Annotated in this window: 11 protein-coding genes and 4 pseudogenes; 13 read left to right on the forward strand and 2 right to left on the reverse strand. The window is 35.1% G+C overall.

Annotated elements, in window-relative coordinates; genetic code table 11:
• Positions 1-312: 312 nt before the first annotated feature.
• The gene (locus OPR44_RS04510; RefSeq protein WP_265014525.1) at positions 313-1,164 is read right to left on the reverse strand and encodes a BRO-N domain-containing protein; all 852 of its coding nucleotides are present in this window, start codon (positions 1,162-1,164) and stop codon (positions 313-315) included.
• Positions 1,165-1,233: 69 nt separating this feature from the next.
• Positions 1,234-2,652, reverse strand: a complete 1,419-nt coding sequence (locus tag OPR44_RS04515) for an AAA family ATPase (protein WP_265014526.1) — start codon at positions 2,650-2,652, stop codon at positions 1,234-1,236.
• 1,665 nt (positions 2,653-4,317) lie between these two features.
• Between OPR44_RS04515 and OPR44_RS04520 the strand changes: the two are divergent.
• The 13 genes and pseudogenes from OPR44_RS04520 (at position 4,318) to OPR44_RS04580 (ending at position 16,645) form a co-directional block, all read left to right on the forward strand.
• Positions 4,318-6,382 (forward strand): annotated as a pseudogene (locus OPR44_RS04520) (AAA family ATPase).
• Positions 6,383-6,424: 42 nt separating this feature from the next.
• Positions 6,425-6,925, forward strand: coding sequence for a sigma-70 RNA polymerase sigma factor region 4 domain-containing protein (locus OPR44_RS04525; RefSeq protein WP_265014527.1), 501 nt, complete (start codon positions 6,425-6,427; stop codon positions 6,923-6,925).
• A gap of 15 nt (positions 6,926-6,940) precedes the next feature.
• Entirely contained in the window at positions 6,941-7,744 is an 804-nt protein-coding gene (locus OPR44_RS04530) for an ATP-binding protein (protein WP_265014528.1), read from the forward strand.
• 17 nt (positions 7,745-7,761) lie between these two features.
• A pseudogene (locus OPR44_RS04535) lies at positions 7,762-8,569 on the forward strand (AAA family ATPase).
• A gap of 33 nt (positions 8,570-8,602) precedes the next feature.
• Positions 8,603-9,082, forward strand: a complete 480-nt coding sequence (locus OPR44_RS04540; RefSeq protein ID WP_265014530.1) for a hypothetical protein — start codon at positions 8,603-8,605, stop codon at positions 9,080-9,082.
• An 8-nt stretch (positions 9,083-9,090) separates the two neighbouring features.
• Positions 9,091-9,231, forward strand: coding sequence for a hypothetical protein (locus OPR44_RS04545; RefSeq protein WP_265014531.1), 141 nt, complete (start codon positions 9,091-9,093; stop codon positions 9,229-9,231).
• 170 nt (positions 9,232-9,401) lie between these two features.
• Positions 9,402-10,085 (forward strand): hypothetical protein, encoded by a 684-nt coding sequence (locus tag OPR44_RS04550; protein ID WP_265014532.1) that lies wholly within the window; start codon positions 9,402-9,404, stop codon positions 10,083-10,085.
• 15 nt (positions 10,086-10,100) lie between these two features.
• Positions 10,101-12,017: pseudogene (locus OPR44_RS04555) on the forward strand (DUF4815 domain-containing protein).
• Between the two features lie 20 nt (positions 12,018-12,037).
• Entirely contained in the window at positions 12,038-13,234 is a 1,197-nt protein-coding gene (locus OPR44_RS04560) for a hypothetical protein (RefSeq protein WP_265014533.1), read from the forward strand.
• A 5-nt stretch (positions 13,235-13,239) separates the two neighbouring features.
• The gene (locus OPR44_RS04565; protein WP_265014534.1) at positions 13,240-13,443 is read left to right on the forward strand and encodes a hypothetical protein; all 204 of its coding nucleotides are present in this window, start codon (positions 13,240-13,242) and stop codon (positions 13,441-13,443) included.
• On the forward strand, positions 13,430-14,899 hold the full coding sequence (locus tag OPR44_RS04570; protein WP_265014535.1) for a hypothetical protein: 1,470 nt from the start codon (positions 13,430-13,432) through the stop codon (positions 14,897-14,899). Before OPR44_RS04565 ends, OPR44_RS04570 begins: the two co-directional genes overlap by 14 nt.
• Positions 14,900-14,914: 15 nt before the next feature.
• Positions 14,915-15,465: pseudogene (locus OPR44_RS04575) on the forward strand (hypothetical protein).
• Positions 15,458-16,645: a phage tail sheath subtilisin-like domain-containing protein gene (locus OPR44_RS04580; protein ID WP_265015446.1), complete on the forward strand. Its 1,188-nt coding sequence runs from the start codon at positions 15,458-15,460 to the stop codon at positions 16,643-16,645. The pseudogene OPR44_RS04575 and the gene OPR44_RS04580 overlap by 8 nt, the downstream one beginning before the upstream one ends.
• Positions 16,646-16,647: the final 2 nt, after the last annotated feature.

Here is a 16,647-nt window from a genome sequence, read left to right on the forward strand (position 1 = left end):
CAAGCTTACCAAATTTCCTTTCTACTAAATGTTTGTTAGTGGTAGGATTGACATTTTCTTGAAGCTCTCGTACTTAAAGCGCATCTACCTCGTTGAAACAATGCCCTTTTATTATATATATACCGGATTTCTTACTACTTTTTCCGGAATTTTCTCAAAAAAAGTTAAAATAATTTTAATGCAGCTCAGAAATTACATGAGTTTTTGGTAAAAGCATACAAAACAAAAACTATCTAAATCAGAGATAACGCTATAATAACCTTCTAAAACGTTTTAAATCATAAAATTCAGAGATTTCTCATAGTGAGAACTTTAATCTTTAATCCTCTTTAAAAAGTTATCTGAAGAAACGACTTTCACACCTCTAGCTTTTTCGAATGCCTCTCTTGCTGTGCCTGCGTTCTTACCTCCTTCCTTTGCCGCCTCTAAATTTTTATTATAGCCCTGTGCATCTTTATCTTTTATTTCATCAATGGTAGCCTGTTCTCCTAGCATGTTAAAAATTAATTCAATTGGTGTCATATGGTCTCTTAGTGGTTGTTTCCTCAAGCCTTTTATTTCCTTATGGTGCTTTGTTTTTACTCCAAACGTTCCCTCAGAAATTACGTCTGTCAATATTGCGTATTCTCTACCTTCAATATGCTTATTATTGTGGTCAGATATATTTCTGTTACCCCATTCTTTTGTTAGTTGATTTCTGACAGCTATCGACTCTATTCTCTTTTGTATCCATTCCTGAGGGTACCCTTTTGCAGCATAATCGGCATAGATTCGTTTGAGTGCAAGTTCAGGGTTTTCATATTCTTGTAGCCTTTCATATCCAACTTTTGCAAGCCAGCGTTTAAATTGTTCAACTCTTTTGGAAGGAATAGACTGCAAAATACGAAATAACCCCTCAACATTTGTACAATTAACATTCTGTTTACCACCTTTTGTTTTAATTTTAAGGGGGGTGACAAATTGTCCCCATCCTTCAGAGAGCCCTATATCTCTGCTTTTTATCTTTTTTAGATAGTCAGATGGGTTCTTACTACCTGTCAGAAAAGCTATTACTTCTGTTATTACGTACCACCATTCTCCATCGTGTAATACTCTAGTAAAATTGCTATTATCAAAAGCAGTAGTTTCAATATCTCCCTCTTTTAAAGTTAAAGTATCAGTCATAAGCAACCTCTATAAGTTAAGAATAAACATAAAAACTAAAAAGACACTATTTTTAAGTCAGAAAAACCATTACTTACAATTTAATAATTTTCCAAAATCAATTATGTGTGAAAAATAACCACTATCTATAACATCATCACTTACATCATTAACGTGGATAAGGACTGGACGACATGAAAAGCCTTTTGGACGATTTAGTGCATCTATTTTCTTTTGTACCTCTTGTATTATTGAATAACCAATTTTATCTTTTGAAAATTTGATTTCGCAAATGTAGAGAGTGTTAAACTTCGTTTGAATCATATAATCAATTTGACAACCTGCACTATTACGTGTTCTTTTCTGAAAAAATGGATTCTCGCTTATTATTCCATCAATTCCTAAGATATTATGTATACTCTTTCTATTGTTCAGCACCAAATTTTCAAATTGAAGCCCAATAATTGTATACCACTCTGGTAAGAACCCTATAGAGTAGGTGTCACGACTAATTTTTCCTAGATCTTTTTCGATATATTTTAGATAAAACCTTAAATAATTATCTTGAAGTCTGTACCTCCTGAGTCGTGAATCAGTACCAGTTTTTATACTCCAAGTATGATCCTTTGCAATAAAACCAGCAAGCTCAAGTTCATACAGATACTCAGAAATGCGTCCATGTCTTACGATATTTAAAGTAGCACAAATTTCTTCTTGTTCTTTAGCTCCAGTAGAAAGAGCTCTGACTATTTGCTTATAAAAAGCCGTTTTTCGCATGAATAAATCTGAGAATATTTGATTAAATTCTTCAACTAAAAACCCACCTTTTGTAAAACAAAGCCTTTTAATATTTTCTTCAGCGCTATGCTTAAAATTTACCTCTTCTAAATACTTTGGAATTCCGCCAGTTACTGCAAGCACCTTGAACTTTTCATATGCTGAAATATTTTTTGGCCAAAATTCATTGCAATCAGAAAGTGATAATTCTCCGAGTGTTAAAGTTAACGATATTCTCCCTACGAAACCAGTACTACTAAGTATATTTTTCTCGATCCATGATGAAGCTGATCCACAAACAACGAAAATTAGCTTGTTATTATTTTTTAGCTGCGTATCCCAAAAATTTTTTATTTTGCCTAAAAAGGTTGGATCTTTTGAGCCCATCCAAGAAATTTCATCAAACAGCAATAATGTTTTTCCTGATAGTAGACGTTCACCAACTGCCCATAGTAAATCGCTCCAGTCATCATACCTAGCAAAAGATGTATTAAATTGTCTAGCAACTTGTCTAGAAAATTCATTAAGTTGGTAGGACATTGTAGTATGCTTTTCTGGTGGCAAACCTATAAAGGAGTAATATTGTTCAAAATACTTACCAAACTCTTGAATTAAACGACTTTTTCCTATACGACGCCTTCCTTTGACTACTACAAAAGATGCAGTATTTTTTTCTGTAAGCTCCAGTAGTTGTTTTAACTCAGTTTTTCTACCAATAAATAATGGAGACATAAAACACAAAATATAAATCTTTGTCTCCGTTATACTAGATAAAATTGGAGACGTAAATAAATAAATTTAGATCTTTGTCTCCATTCCGAACTATTAAGCGGTACATAGGTTTTAGATGCAGAAAAAGCTCAATAGAAAAAAATGATCCATTTCTGTAATTTTAGGTACATTCTTTCACCTATATCCAAAGAACCCCTATCAAACAAATCATATCCTCTTTTTCTGGAATACTCCCAAATTGGCTAAAATCTTGAACGGAATACATATTGTAATTTAATTGTTAGGACATTTATATTATAAGCAAAACAGAAATTTAATAACTATAAGGAGAAAACCTACGTTTTAAAGCTAGCTACAATTTTTAAGTAAAGCAGTAGCACCTGATTAAAGATCGCTTATAAAACAACTCTAAACTCAACTAAAAGGTATTTTCAGTAGTCTTACTATCACGAAAGAAACTTACATGTAAGTTTAACACGATTTTCATGCCTTGTAAAGAAAATTTTTTAAAAAGAATTTAACGTTTCCTGTCTCAAATCTTTTTTTAGAGAGCTATCTACAAGGGTTAAAGAATAAATAAGAATGAAAAATATAAATAGGATATTATTATATACCTTATTTTTATTATTTATAATAATAGGTTTTTCCTCTAAACTAAGAAACACTCAAAATCAGCCAAGGAGCAGCCTTTTATGATATTATAGTAGTTTGCTTGACTTGTAACCTTAAATTATGTTAAACTCCTCTACAGTAGCCCACTTCTCAGCTTAATGAGATTTCATTTTCCAATCTAAAATGGCTTAAACTGCCAAAAATCTATGTAATCCCGAATCTAAAGCACTTAATTCACAAACAATTATTATTAATAGTTTTACTAATGCAGCATTTTGTGGCTACTTCTTATAGATGGAAAATCTCTCACCTGGGTATATTGTAAACACGTTAAGCTCTATTAAAGTTTAATAGAAAAATCGTAATGAAAAAAATTTTAGAGCAAATCATATTTCGGACTGCATTTCTAGTATATATCTGTTATGGAGGAGAAAAAAGGATGGCTTATTTGGTTATTCTCATAAGCAAAGTGTAGTATATTTTGCAACATAATGCAGATGCAACTTATAGGCGGCTTTTTTGTTTAAAGTTAAAATGAAATTAAATTTTGTAATTTTTTTGAGGAGTGTAAGTTGAGAGCAGAGTTAAATTTTCAATATCACCATTTACCTCTACAGAAGAGAACTTTTTTAGTGTTGCCTATATATTTTTGTAGTTTTTCGGACGAATTTGAAATTGAACGTATATATATACTACAGGGGCATATGAAAGATAAGAGAACGGAGTTGTGCAAAATTCTCTAAAAAGTGACCAGTTTTTGTAATTTTGTTGAACTTACTATAGTAAGACCTAGCAGCCTGGTCTTCTGAATTGTAAATATTTGGGGTAAATATGGACAGTGTCAACTTACGCTTGAAAAAAATTTCTCCTCTCTCCCGGAAAAACATGTGAGAAATCCGGTATTACTATAGTAAAAGGTACAGAGACATCTCTCTACCCACTTATGACTGTATTTTAAATTACCAAACCTTTAAGAACATCATCATGAGCTATGTAACAGAAAAAAAGACATTTTGTCAACAAACATAGCTTATTTTAACAGGAGAAAACAATATGCATGACAAGCAAGCTTTATTTGAAAGAGCAGCAGAAGTAAAAGCAGAACTACTCTCAAGAATAGAATCATCTTTATCCTACTTATTACCAAATGGTACTTTCCACGAAGGTAAGTTCTATGTTGGTAATATTAGGGGAGATAAAGGGAAAAGTTTAGTAGTAGAAACAAGAGGAGAAAGAGCCGGATTATGGGTTGATTTTGCTACGAGTGATGGTGGTGACATCTTTGATCTCTGGCGGGATGTTACTGGCAAGACGAAGTTTCTTGATACCATAGAAGATATAGAAAAATGGCTTGGCCGTTCAACATTTCAACCAAATCAGTTGGAATACTTAAATCAATCAGAAATACATTGGGATTACCACGATGAAAACAACCAAGTAATAGCTAAAATTTATCGTTATTATGATGCTGCAGGAAGAAAACGATATAGCTGTTTTGATGTAAAAAACTCAAGTAGTACTGCACCAAACCCAAGACCTTTATATAATATTCCAGGTATAATTAAATCTGACAAAATTGTTTTCGTTGAAGGTGAAAAATGTGCTGAAAGTTTAATAAATAAAGGCATAACGGCAACAACAACGATGTTTGGGGCAAATGCACCTATTGAGAAAACAGATTGGACTTTACTAAAAGGTAAACATATTATCATTTGGCCAGACAATGATGAAGCAGGCAATAAATATGCCAAAAACGCTAAAAAGAAACTTTTAGAACTTGGTGTTGCATCACTTGTCACGCTTAAGATTCCTCAAGATAAACCAAAAACTTGGGATGCTGCTGATTGTATTCAAGAAGGGATAGATGTTGAAAAGTTTTTAGCTACAACTGTTCGCATACCATGTAGAAAAAACGTTACCTTCTTTCTTGCAGATCAATACTTAAACGAGAAATCTTCTGGACCAGGTGATATTATTGAGCCAAGAGTTTTAACTCCAGGTGGTCTTTTAGTATTTGGTGGAGCTCCGAAGGTTGGTAAAAGCGATTTTCTCATCTCATGGCTTACATATATGGCTGCAGGAAAATCATTTCTTAGCATGTCACCTACTAAACCTTTACGAATTCTTTATCTTCAAACAGAGGTTGGTTATTTCTACATGTGTGAGCGCATGAAACAACTTAAACTTGATCCAGAGGTTCGTAAATTAGTTTCCTGTAATTTAGCTATTACACCACAAACAAGGCTGCTTTTAAATGAAGACGGCATTAAAGACATTGTCACTGAAGCAGAAAAGATCTTTGATCCAAGTACAGTTGACGTCATTGCCATTGATCCATTACGTAACATTTTTGATGCTGATGAACATGGTAGTGAAAATGATAATAATGCCATGATTTTCTTTCTCCAGGAGAGAGTTGAAAAACTGCGTTCTCTAATCAATCCAGATGCTGGAGTAATTTTAGTGCATCATACAAAAAAAAATGCCAAAGAAGTTATTGGAAGAAGATCCATTTCAAAGCTTTAGTGGCGCAAGTAGTCTGAGGGGATTTTATACTACTGGGATGGTCATGTTTAGGCCGGATGAGAAAAACAGCAATCGTCAATTGATATTTGAGTTACGTAACGGTCATTCCATTTCACCAAAATGCGTTGATAAAGTTAATGACCATTGGTATGAGATTGATCCAGAGTCACATAGGCTAGTGAATAAAGATTATGGTAAAAAACTAGATGCCGAACGTTCTCGTAGATATGACATCATCTTGGACTTAATATGTGCAGAAGGACGTAAGGGTCATGCTTATACAATTAATCAGTTTTGTCAGGCATTTGAAAATAAAGAAGGTCTTGGCAGTACACATTCTATACGTGATCGTCTCGATGTCCTTGCTACCAAAGGCTACGTTAAATTCAACAAGGAAGGCAAAAACGCTGCAAGAAACAAATACGGAGTACTTTGCGTTGAAGGTATGGAATTTGGGCAAAAAATATTTGATCCAGAGAAGAACAAAAAGGTTACAGTCTATCACAGATTGCTACCCACACACTACAAGTCACCACACTATGGCAGCGTAATTCCTGTAGAAAATCCAAATACTTGGGTTTATCACAATTAAATCATTAATATTTCAATCATTTCTTAACTAGAGGGACAAAATATGCATTCTAAAAATTCCTATGTTGGCATTAACCCAAAAGTTGTTAAACACATACGACACTATGCTAAACTTCTGAAGAGAGGAAAAGCTTTTGCTTGTAAAGACATTGAAGATGTTGAGCAAGATCTTTTACTTGACTGTTTACCTGGCCTTAATGAACTTGAAGGGCATTTTATAAAACAGTACGTTAAATGCCGTGCTCTTAATTTAAAAGAAAAAGAACTATGTAAAAAACGTACCATTAATTTTGTTGATGAAACTTTACACGAAGAGAGTGATGAAAGTCTTGAATATAGCTCCGCGGTACGGATTGATGTAAATGAGGCAATTGCAAAGTTACCTCGAGAGTTAAGAAAAATATGTAAACTATTGGCAGAAGATCACAGCATTTGTGAAATTTCCAGAAGGACTGGTATACCAAAATCAACTCTCTACGACACAATTAACAAATTACGCAAAGAGTTTTCCCACCTAAAAACATACCTAAAACGAGATTTCTAACTATAGGGGGAAAATATGAAAATAATAAACAGCAAAGAAAGGACAAAAATGGTCACAGGTGTAAAGATAGTAATCTTTGGTCCTTATGGTATAGGTAAAACTAGTCTCTTAAAGACCATAAATGAACCAACACTTTGTCTTGATTTTGAAGCAGGACTTCTTGCTGTTCAAGATTGGCAAGGAGATTCAATCAGTATTCGCACTTGGAATGAGGCCAGAGATATTGCTTGTCTTATCGGTGGGCCAAACCCTGCACTAAAATCTGATCAAGCATATAGTCAAAAGCACTATGAACATGTATCTGGTAAGTACAAAGATTTTTTCTCTGAGTTTTCTAAATACCGATGCATCTTTGTGGATAGTATAACCGTTGCTTCACGTTTATGTCTATTATGGGCGAGGATGCAACCTGAAGCTTTTTCAGATAGATCAGGAAGAGAAGATAAAAGAGCTGCTTATGGGTTGCTTGCTCAAGAGATGATGGCTTGGCTCAATCAGTTTCAACATATCAGAGATAAAGACATCATAATAGTTGGCACATTAGGTCAATATCTCGATGACTGCAATCGTCCAACTTGGCTACTTCAATGTGAAGGAGCTAAAACTGCTAGTGAGATTCCAGGGATAGTTGATGAGGTAATCAGCATGGTTGGAATCAAGAAAGATGATGGAACAGAGAAACGTTCATTCGTCTGTCAGACTATTAATACTTGGGGATACCCTGCTAAAGATCGAAGTGGCTGCCTTGATATGGTTGAAGAACCGCATTTAGGTAAATTACTTGCGAAAATTAAAGCCAAAACTTTGCTGTTTAATTAAAAATTGGAGAAATTATTATGGAACAAAGCTTTTTCAATATCGGTCAAAAAATTCCCTTTTTCAGTGTAAAAGAATACTTGGATGATCAATCGCCAATACCAGAAGATATAATCGCACCAAGGATTCTAACTAAAAGAGGTCTATTGGTACTGGGTGGCCCACCTAAGATTGGCAAGAGTGATTTTCTAATTTCATGGCTTGTCCACGTGGCTGCTGGAGTTTCATTTTTGGGTATGACTCCAAGCAAACCTATGAAAATTTTCTATCTGCAAACTGAAATCGAATATGACTACATGAAAGAACGGTTGCAACAACTTCAGCTTGATGAGGAACTTCTGAATATAGCTGCCAATAACTTAATTATCACGCCAAGAGTGCAATTATCTTTTACCAGTGAAGAAATAGATGAAATTAAAAATGTTGTCAAAGAGCGTTTCAAACCTGATATTATCGCCGTCGATCCTCTTCGCAACATCTTCAACTCAAGTGAATATGGTAATGAAAATGACAACAGCGCTATGCTATTCTTTTTGCAAAAAACGCTTGAAAGACTGAGAAATGTTATCAATACAGATTCGGGCATAATACTCACTCACCACACAAAAAAAACTGTCCAAAAAGATGCTGGAAGAAGATCCATTTCAAGGCCTAAGCGGTGCTGGATCTTTACGTGGATTTTATAGCACTGGCATGGTGATGTTTGCTCATGATGAAGAAAGCACTACCCGTCAAATAGTGTTTGAGCTGCGAAATGGTGAACGTGTGGCAAGCAAGCTTGTCGATAAGATAAATGGTCGTTGGAAACTTGTAGACCAATGGAGTTGATTCTTTTTTTTACTTAATTTATAGGAGGACAATATGTTATCAGATTTTTTAACTGATTTTAATACTGCAAAATTACAAGGTAATTTAATACCAAAAGGTACAATAGTCAAGGTAAAAATGGCAATAAAGCCTGGAGGTTATGAAAATTGGTTCACTAAAAGCTATGCTACCGGCAGCATCTATTTAAACGCTGAATTTATTGTTACTGAAGGTCCATACGCAAAACGCAAGATTTTTCAAGTAATTGGTATTAAAAGTGGCAAAGCAAGCGTTGAAGGAGAAGATACTTGGGGAGAATCTGGACGTTCTATGCTTAGAAGTATTTTAGAGTCAGCACGGAACATTCATTCAAATGACACTTCAGAAAAAGCAGTTATTGCTAGAAAAATCAACTCTATAGCTGATTTTAACGGATTAGAGTTTACTGCAAAAGTCGGTGTTGAAGCTGATCGATATGGAGAAAAAAACAAGATTGCTACGGTTATTACCCCGGAGAATGCTGAGATTGACTAGATCCCATTTTGAGGTACGACGAAGAAAAGCTATGGACTGCTGTCATTGAGAGGGCTATGAAAGATGCAGTAGGAAAAAACGTAAAGCTGAAAGAAGAAGCGATAAAATGGTTAAATTCTGAATCTTTTGAAACTGTTTGTGAGCTTTGATTTTCAATATGTCAAAAAGCATTGTCTCGGTATTCTCGAAAGAAAAAAGTAGTTCTAGTTTTTTAAGATAAAAGAATGTTTAAGCATAAAAATGTACTTCAAAAAAAATTTTCATTTTTCCCGAAAAAATCTGTGAGAAATCCGGTATATATATAATAAGGGAGGCAAACATGTCAATACTCACACAGTCAGGAAGAGCAGCAATAGCAGCAAGTATAAAAGAGCAGTCTCTACATCTTGCCTGGGGAAGTGGTGATGCAAATTGGGAAAGTAGCCACAAAGTAGAAAAAACTTTCGTTAAGGGTGAAATAAAATTTGATCATCAACCTATTAAAGATGTGAAGGTTTTTACAGGGCAAACAACTTATCAGCCAAGTGTTGACTATACAGTTGATAGTAGTACTGGTCTAATAAAACGTACGGAAAATAGCTCTATTCCAGTAAGTGATAAAGTTACTGTACAGTATACTGAAAGCACACCACCTGAACCTATAAATTCTATAAAGCTCTTGAATGAACTTGGCAGACGTACTGCAGATGAAGTGCTATTCTGCACAGGTGATGAAAATGGCGAACTTATAACTCCTTCTGGAAGGTTTAGGCCCTTAAATGTACCAACTAATAACTTGTACCTTAAATTTACTTTCGATTTCACGGACGCAGCAAATCAAGTAATAAGGGAACTAGGGGTTATGGTTGGTACTAAAATAAAAGAAGAATTACCTGAAGGACAGAGATATTTTGAACCAAAAGACGTGGAAAATCCTGGAATTTTATTAGTTTTAGAACACACCGTACCACTTATCAGAACTGCAGCAACTCGGGAAACTTTTTCGTTTGTAGTGACATTTTAGAAAAAGAGAAAAAAGATGACCTTAAATAGCTATTATAATCGCTTTAATCCTGACAAAGAATACGAAAAAAGCTTGTTTCTTGCTGGAAGAGGTTTGCAATCTGCAGAATTAAACGAGACTCAGGAGTATGCTCTCTCTAAGCTTAAAGGCATAGGCGATGCAATATTTCGTGATGGTGATGTTATAACAGGAAGCAATTGCATCATAGATGGGGAAAAAGTTACACTTGAAGGAGGAAAAATCTATCTGCGCGGTGCAGTTAGAAAAGTTAAAAAAGAAGAGTTTGTTATTCCACTGAGTACCACAGTTCGCATAGGTGTTTATTATGTAGAATCTACGATTACAGAACTTGAGGATGAAAATCTTCGTGATCCTGCTGTTGGTACACGTAATTATCAAGAAGTAGGGGCAGCAAGGCTTAAAGTTTCCACCATTTGGGGTTATCAAGCAGAAGGTCTTTCTCCACGTTTTTCTGAAGGGGAGTTTTATCCAATCTATAACATTGAAAATGGAGTATTGATAGAACATTCACCACCTCCACAAGCAAATATAGTAACTACAGCTCTTGCTCGTTATGACAAAGAAGCAAATGGTTCCTACGTAGTAAATGGCCTTGAAGTAATGTTTTTGCAAAGGGACGAAAAAGGTGGAGAAATATTCGTGATTAATGAGGGAAAAGCTCATGTTGATGGTTATGAAATTGAGTTACCTCATAGTATTCGTGTTTCCTTTGATGAAGATCCTGATATAAAATTAGTTGAATCAGAACCACATACTTTTCAGCCAAATAGCCAAAGAGTAATGGAACTTAAAGTTAATGATTTTCCAATAAGTGAAATTAAAAAAGTAGATATAACTGTTCAGAAAACCATTACCGTTACTCATGGTTCATACTCAGGAGCTGTTGATTCGATACCTGACTCTGCGGTACTTGAAATTATTCAAATTAAACAAGGTAATGTTATTTATGAAAATAGTGTAGATTATAAACTAACCGCAGGAAACGTTGATTGGTCATTACCAGGTAAAGAACCAGCTCCTGGAAGCAGTTATCAAATAACTTACCGCTGTCGTACTCATGTAAGCCCTGAAGATATAAGTGAACAGGGATGCAAAGTAAAAGGCGCAGTTGATAACAGCTTGGTTCTGATTGATTACACCTGGAAAATGCCACGCTTTGATTTAATTACTATAGATGCAAAAGGCGCAATAAGAAGGATAAAAGGCATAGCTCACCCTTGGCGACCATCGATGCCTAAAGCTCCCTCTGGACAACTTTTGCTCTGCTATATTCATCAGACATGGAAAGAAGGCGAAAAAGTGAAAGTGGTTAATAATGCTATTCATGCTGTACCGATGAATGAGCTTGAAGCAATGAAAAAAGGAATAAATGATCTTTATGCTCTTGTTGCACAGGAACGTCTACGCAGTGATGCAAATTCAAGAGAACCTACCACCAAAAAAGGAGTATTTGTTGATTCGTTTTTTGATGATGATATGCGTGATCAAGGAATTTTGCAATCTGCAGCAATAGTAAATAAGGAACTAATTTTACCAATAGACGTAGAAATTATTGATGTTGAAAAGAGCACAAAACCTTATCTTTTACCGTATGAACTTGAGCCAGTATTGGAGCAGCTTTTACAGACTAAAGGAGAAAAAATTAATCCGTATCAAGCTTTTGATCCAGTTCCGGCACAAATTACTCTAAATAAAAATATAGACCACTGGACGGAGGTTACCACGAATTGAAAAAGTCCAGTAACTAGAGTATTTAATGTTAAAGAAACAACAGAGCTGCTGTCAAGTACTTCATACGAAGCTGAATTTATGAGAGAAGCAATACAGAATTTTGAGATCGAAGGTTTTGAGCCAAGTGAGAAGCTTAAAGAGACAAAGTTTGATGGAATTTTTATTCAACCTAAAGCATAGAAAATATTTGAAAGAAAAACATGATCGCAACATTTATTGCTGATAACAGAGGAAAAATAAAAGGAAGATTTACTGTACCAAGAAACATTCCTTCTGGGACTAAGTTAGTGCAGTTCTTCGGTGATAAAGGCAGTTATGGAGAAGCAACTTATACTGGTAAAAAAACAATTACCATAGAAGAAAGAAGAAGAGTTATTGCAGCAAGAAGAATTGATCCTTTAGCCCAGACATTTACACTAAATGAAAGCAGACACATAGGAGGCCTAAACTTATGGTTCACAAATAGCGGCAAAAAACGTGTTGTTGTGCAGATTAGAGAAACAGCAGTGGGAATGTCCTCGCAGACTGTCATTGCTGAAAGTTATATTGAGCCGAAAGATATAAAAGTAGATGGCACAGCAACACGTATAGAGTGGTCGCCAGTGTTTTGCCATGCAGGAGAGGAGTATGCAATAGTACTGCTTACTGATGATTCGGGTACTGCAGTCAAAATAGCAGAACTTGGCAAATATGATGCAGTAAATAGCCGTTGGGTAACAAGTCAACCATATCAAGTAGGAGTATTACTATCATCAAGCAATGCAAGTACTTGGACACCACATCAAAATTTAGATTTAACGTTTCGATTACTAGCTGCAAAATTTAGCGAAGTTTCTCACATTATTGATCTGGGTAAAGTTACTGCAAATAATGTATCAGATTTAATTGTTTTGACGAACGTCGAAAAAGTAGCATTTGATACTAATGTAGAATTTATATTAACAGATGAAGAGGGAAGAGAAAACTTTTTGTCTGATAATTTGCCGCTTGCACTGCGTGAAAGAATAAATGGGGAATTAACGGTAAAAGCAAGCCTAAAAGGAGGGCGAGAAAAAAGTCCAGTGCTATATTCTGGGTTACAGCTAGTTATGGGTAATCTTTCAGAGTCCGGAGATTATGTTACAAGGAGCATTACAGCAGGAGCTAACACTAAGATAACAATTACCTATGATGCGCTAATACCTGGCACTGCAGATGTTAAAGCATATGTGGAACAAAGCGTCAAAGGATGGCAATTAGTAAATTTAACATCAGGAAAACCTATTGGGGAAAATTGGGTAGAGAGAACTCATGTACTAACAAACTTTAATAGCAATGAAACAAGGGTAAAATTGGTTTTAAGTGGAACGGTTATTTATCGGCCAAAGGTAAAAAACTTGCGGATTATTATAACATAAAAAAAATGCCAAATGATAAAACAAGCAGAGAGTATCCATTACCTCATCCAGAAAATATTGCAGTTCAAGATGTTGTTCGTATCCGTACTACAATTAAGAAAATAGATGAAGATATCGCTAAAAGAGAGAATGAGCACAATAAGCTTAAAAAAGCATTTGAACGACTGAATTTTGAGACTTTTTTGAATTTTTGGAATGACCATTGCTAACGAAGCCATAGATGCATTGCATCAAAGAATTAAAGATTTAGCAGCAAATAGCACACCTGATCAATTAGCGTACCTTGCTAAATCATTAGAATCGATGATAGGTAAAAAAGCTATTTCTGATATTGCGCAAATGACTAAAGTAAAAGAAATAATTGATACACTACAAAAGAGACTTAAGGATTTAGCAGCAAATAGTACGCTAGATCAGCTGGCATATCTTGCTAAAGCATTGGAATCAATAGTCGACAAAAGTGCAGTTTCTGAAATTGTACAGATGACTGATGGTAAGTTAAAAGAACTCTTGAGCGCTGCAAGGACGCACTTAAGTGACATAAATAGCAATAAGGAAAATTCAATATCTGCAATAACTGAAGCGAAAACAGATTCTGTCAATGAAATTAACAAGCTTAGGGATAATTCCTTAAACACTTTAAAAGCATCATCAGATTCACATATATCGCTACTTGATACGAGAAAGAATGCCAATATTGCAGCAATAAATAGCATTAGTAACAGTCATAAAGATGGTCTTAAAGGTTTAGTAGAAGATTTTCGTGCTGTTAATAATGTACCATCTGGCTCATCAATTATAGGAGAAATAGAAATTCGAATTGAAAACATCTCTAATGAGGTAAAAACTCGGGATGAACAGTTAAAAGTGTCTCTTATAAATGAAATAAGAAATCGCAACATGGTTGAACCAGGGTCATTACCTTTCTTATTTGGTGTACTTGGCAGAAAAAATAATTATTTTGGCCACGGAACTTTTACGACAGAGCTTGGAAAGTGGAGTAGTGATATAACAAAAACTGACTATATGTTACAACTACTAGCAGGTAGCCATACGTACAATACAGATTACGTTAGTTTTTATCGGCCAAGACAACTAAGTTTTATAGAGGGAAGCAAGGGAACATTTATTTACGGAGAGTTATACACAAACAGTTTTTCTGGTAGTTATGATCAAATATACTATTACCCGTATGCTGCACTTGGAGTAGTATTTGTAAAAAATACAACCAATGTAAACATAAATAAGACAATGGAATTTGTTGGATCATCGTATTCGAGTACGGAGTATGGGGGAGCAGGATTATTTGTGGGAACTCCTGATAACACTAATTCTAATAAATCAAGTATTTCAAAAATAGTATGGAAAAATGTTTACCAATACACGAGTTCTGATAGCAAGTTAGCCGGATCTGGTAATGTGGAGATTCCAGCAGGAAAAACAGTTGCAACATTACTTTATACATCATCTTATCTATATTCCAGAACAAAAGTTAGTGAAGGTGCGTTTTTAGGTGATGTGTACACCTATGGTCAATTTATTCAGTGGGGAATTTATAACATACGTAGCAATTTTCTCACCACAGGACTTGAGGTGGACGTAGAGAGAACGCTAAGAGCTTGGCAATGCCCAGGATTAGATGCCACTCATAAAATTTGGAATTAAAAACGGAGAAAACCAATGCCAATTTATATTAGATTTGAACATAACAAACAAGTAGAAACAACAACGCTTGAAAGTAAGCCAACTGGAAATGATTGGTATGAAGCGCCAGAAGATTTTGATTGGCAAAAAAGCTATTGTTTAACAGAAGGAGGCAAAATTGCTCAGCGGAATCAAGAAGATATACAAAAGGAGTTACTGGATAATGCGAAGCTTTGTGCATTTGATAGTATGCGTTTCTATTATGATAATCATACTCACCAATATGCAGGTCATTCTCACCAAAAATCTAAATCTTATGAGATTCAAGCGGAAGCCGCAAAAAGCATTCTAGCAGACCAGGATGAAAAGGATAAAGAAATTATAGAACCTTTAGCAAAAGTCCGTGGTATTACGGTTATTGAAATGGCAAGAATAATTGAGAAAAAAGTGAAAAAAGCAGTAAAAGCAATAATTAAATGTGAAGAGCTTGAAGATTTAGCCAAAAGAAAGATTGAAGAAGCCAAAAGTGAAAATGAGCTACAGACTTTGCTAGATGATTTTAGGAAAAAATACAAAGAAATGGCTGAAGAATTTTTACATGGCGTAAATGTTATTGAGGTAACCTCAGGAGCAAAGACAGTACGTACAGCTAAATCATCAGTGATAGGTGTAATTGGTACTGCACCTGAAGCAGATGAGCAAAAATTTCCGCTAAATAAACCAGTGTTAGTTGCAGGAAGCTTAAAGGAAGCAGCAAAGCTCGGAAAGAGTGGCAGTTTACCTTCTGCAATAAATGGAATATTTTCCCAGATTGGTGCAACAGTAGTAGTTATTCGAGTTAAAGAAAGTGAAAACAGCGATCCAAAGCTCAAAGAAAGTGAAACTATTCAAAGTATAATCGGTGGAGTTGATAAAGAGACTGGAGAATATCAAGGGATAGAGGCATTCCTCAGTAGTGAAAGTATAGTTCATGTTGCTCCAAGAATATTAATTGCACCTCAGTTTACTCATCAGTTACCTGAAATAGATGGAGTAAATTCAGTAGTGAGTGCTTTAATTTCCATAGCAGAAAAATTAAGAGCAATTATTGTTGCAGATGGACCAAATACTAATGATGAAGAAGCAATAAAATGGAGAAAAAGTGTAGGCAGCTCAAGAGTTTATGTTGTTGATCCGTGGGTTAAGGTGTTTACTGAAGGAAAAGAAGGAACCTTGCCAGCAAGCCCATTTGTAGCTGGTTTAATAGCAAAAGTAGATAGCGAACAAGGATTTTGGCACTCACCTTCAAATAAAGAGATAAATGGTATTGTTGGAACAAGCAGGCCTATTGATTTTAGCTTAGGTTATGCAAATTGCAGAGCAAACCACTTAAATGAAAATGAAGTAACAACGATAATTCATCAAAACAGCTATAGGCTTTGGGGAAATAGAACATGTTCAAATGACTCAAAATGGGCTTTTCTATCAGTAAGGCGCACTGCAGATTTAATTAACGATAGTTTACTTCGAGCTCATCTATGGGCAGTTGATCGCAATATTACCAAAACTTACATAGATGATGTAATTGAGGGGGTGAATTCTTATCTTGCAAATTTGAAAGCTCAGGGAGCGATTATCAGCGGAAAATGTTATGCAACTTCAGAATTAAACACACCAGCAAACATCGCAAGCGGAAAAGTATATTTTGACTTTGAGTTTACACCACCATATCCGGCTGAGCAAATAACATTCAAATCTCATCTCGTAAATAATAGTGTAATAAGTTAGGA

The sequence above is a fragment of the Wolbachia endosymbiont (group B) of Camptogramma bilineatum genome (genome assembly GCF_947251825.1).
Taxonomy (GTDB): Bacteria; Pseudomonadota; Alphaproteobacteria; order Rickettsiales; family Anaplasmataceae; genus Wolbachia.

Coding starts and splice junctions, on each gene's coding strand:
- OPR44_RS04580 (WP_265015446.1), top strand. CDS start 15,458: ATGGCTGAAGAATTTTTACATGGCGTAAATGTTATTGAGGTAACCTCA.
- OPR44_RS04540 (WP_265014530.1), top strand. CDS start 8,603: ATGTTATCAGATTTTTTAACTGATTTTAATACTGCAAAATTACAAGGT.
- OPR44_RS04525 (WP_265014527.1), top strand. CDS start 6,425: ATGCATTCTAAAAATTCCTATGTTGGCATTAACCCAAAAGTTGTTAAA.
- OPR44_RS04510 (WP_265014525.1), bottom strand. CDS start 1,164: ATGACTGATACTTTAACTTTAAAAGAGGGAGATATTGAAACTACTGCT.
- OPR44_RS04565 (WP_265014534.1), top strand. CDS start 13,240: ATGCCAAATGATAAAACAAGCAGAGAGTATCCATTACCTCATCCAGAA.
- OPR44_RS04560 (WP_265014533.1), top strand. CDS start 12,038: ATGATCGCAACATTTATTGCTGATAACAGAGGAAAAATAAAAGGAAGA.
- OPR44_RS04530 (WP_265014528.1), top strand. CDS start 6,941: ATGAAAATAATAAACAGCAAAGAAAGGACAAAAATGGTCACAGGTGTA.
- OPR44_RS04515 (WP_265014526.1), bottom strand. CDS start 2,652: ATGTCTCCATTATTTATTGGTAGAAAAACTGAGTTAAAACAACTACTG.
- OPR44_RS04570 (WP_265014535.1), top strand. CDS start 13,430: ATGACCATTGCTAACGAAGCCATAGATGCATTGCATCAAAGAATTAAA.
- OPR44_RS04550 (WP_265014532.1), top strand. CDS start 9,402: ATGTCAATACTCACACAGTCAGGAAGAGCAGCAATAGCAGCAAGTATA.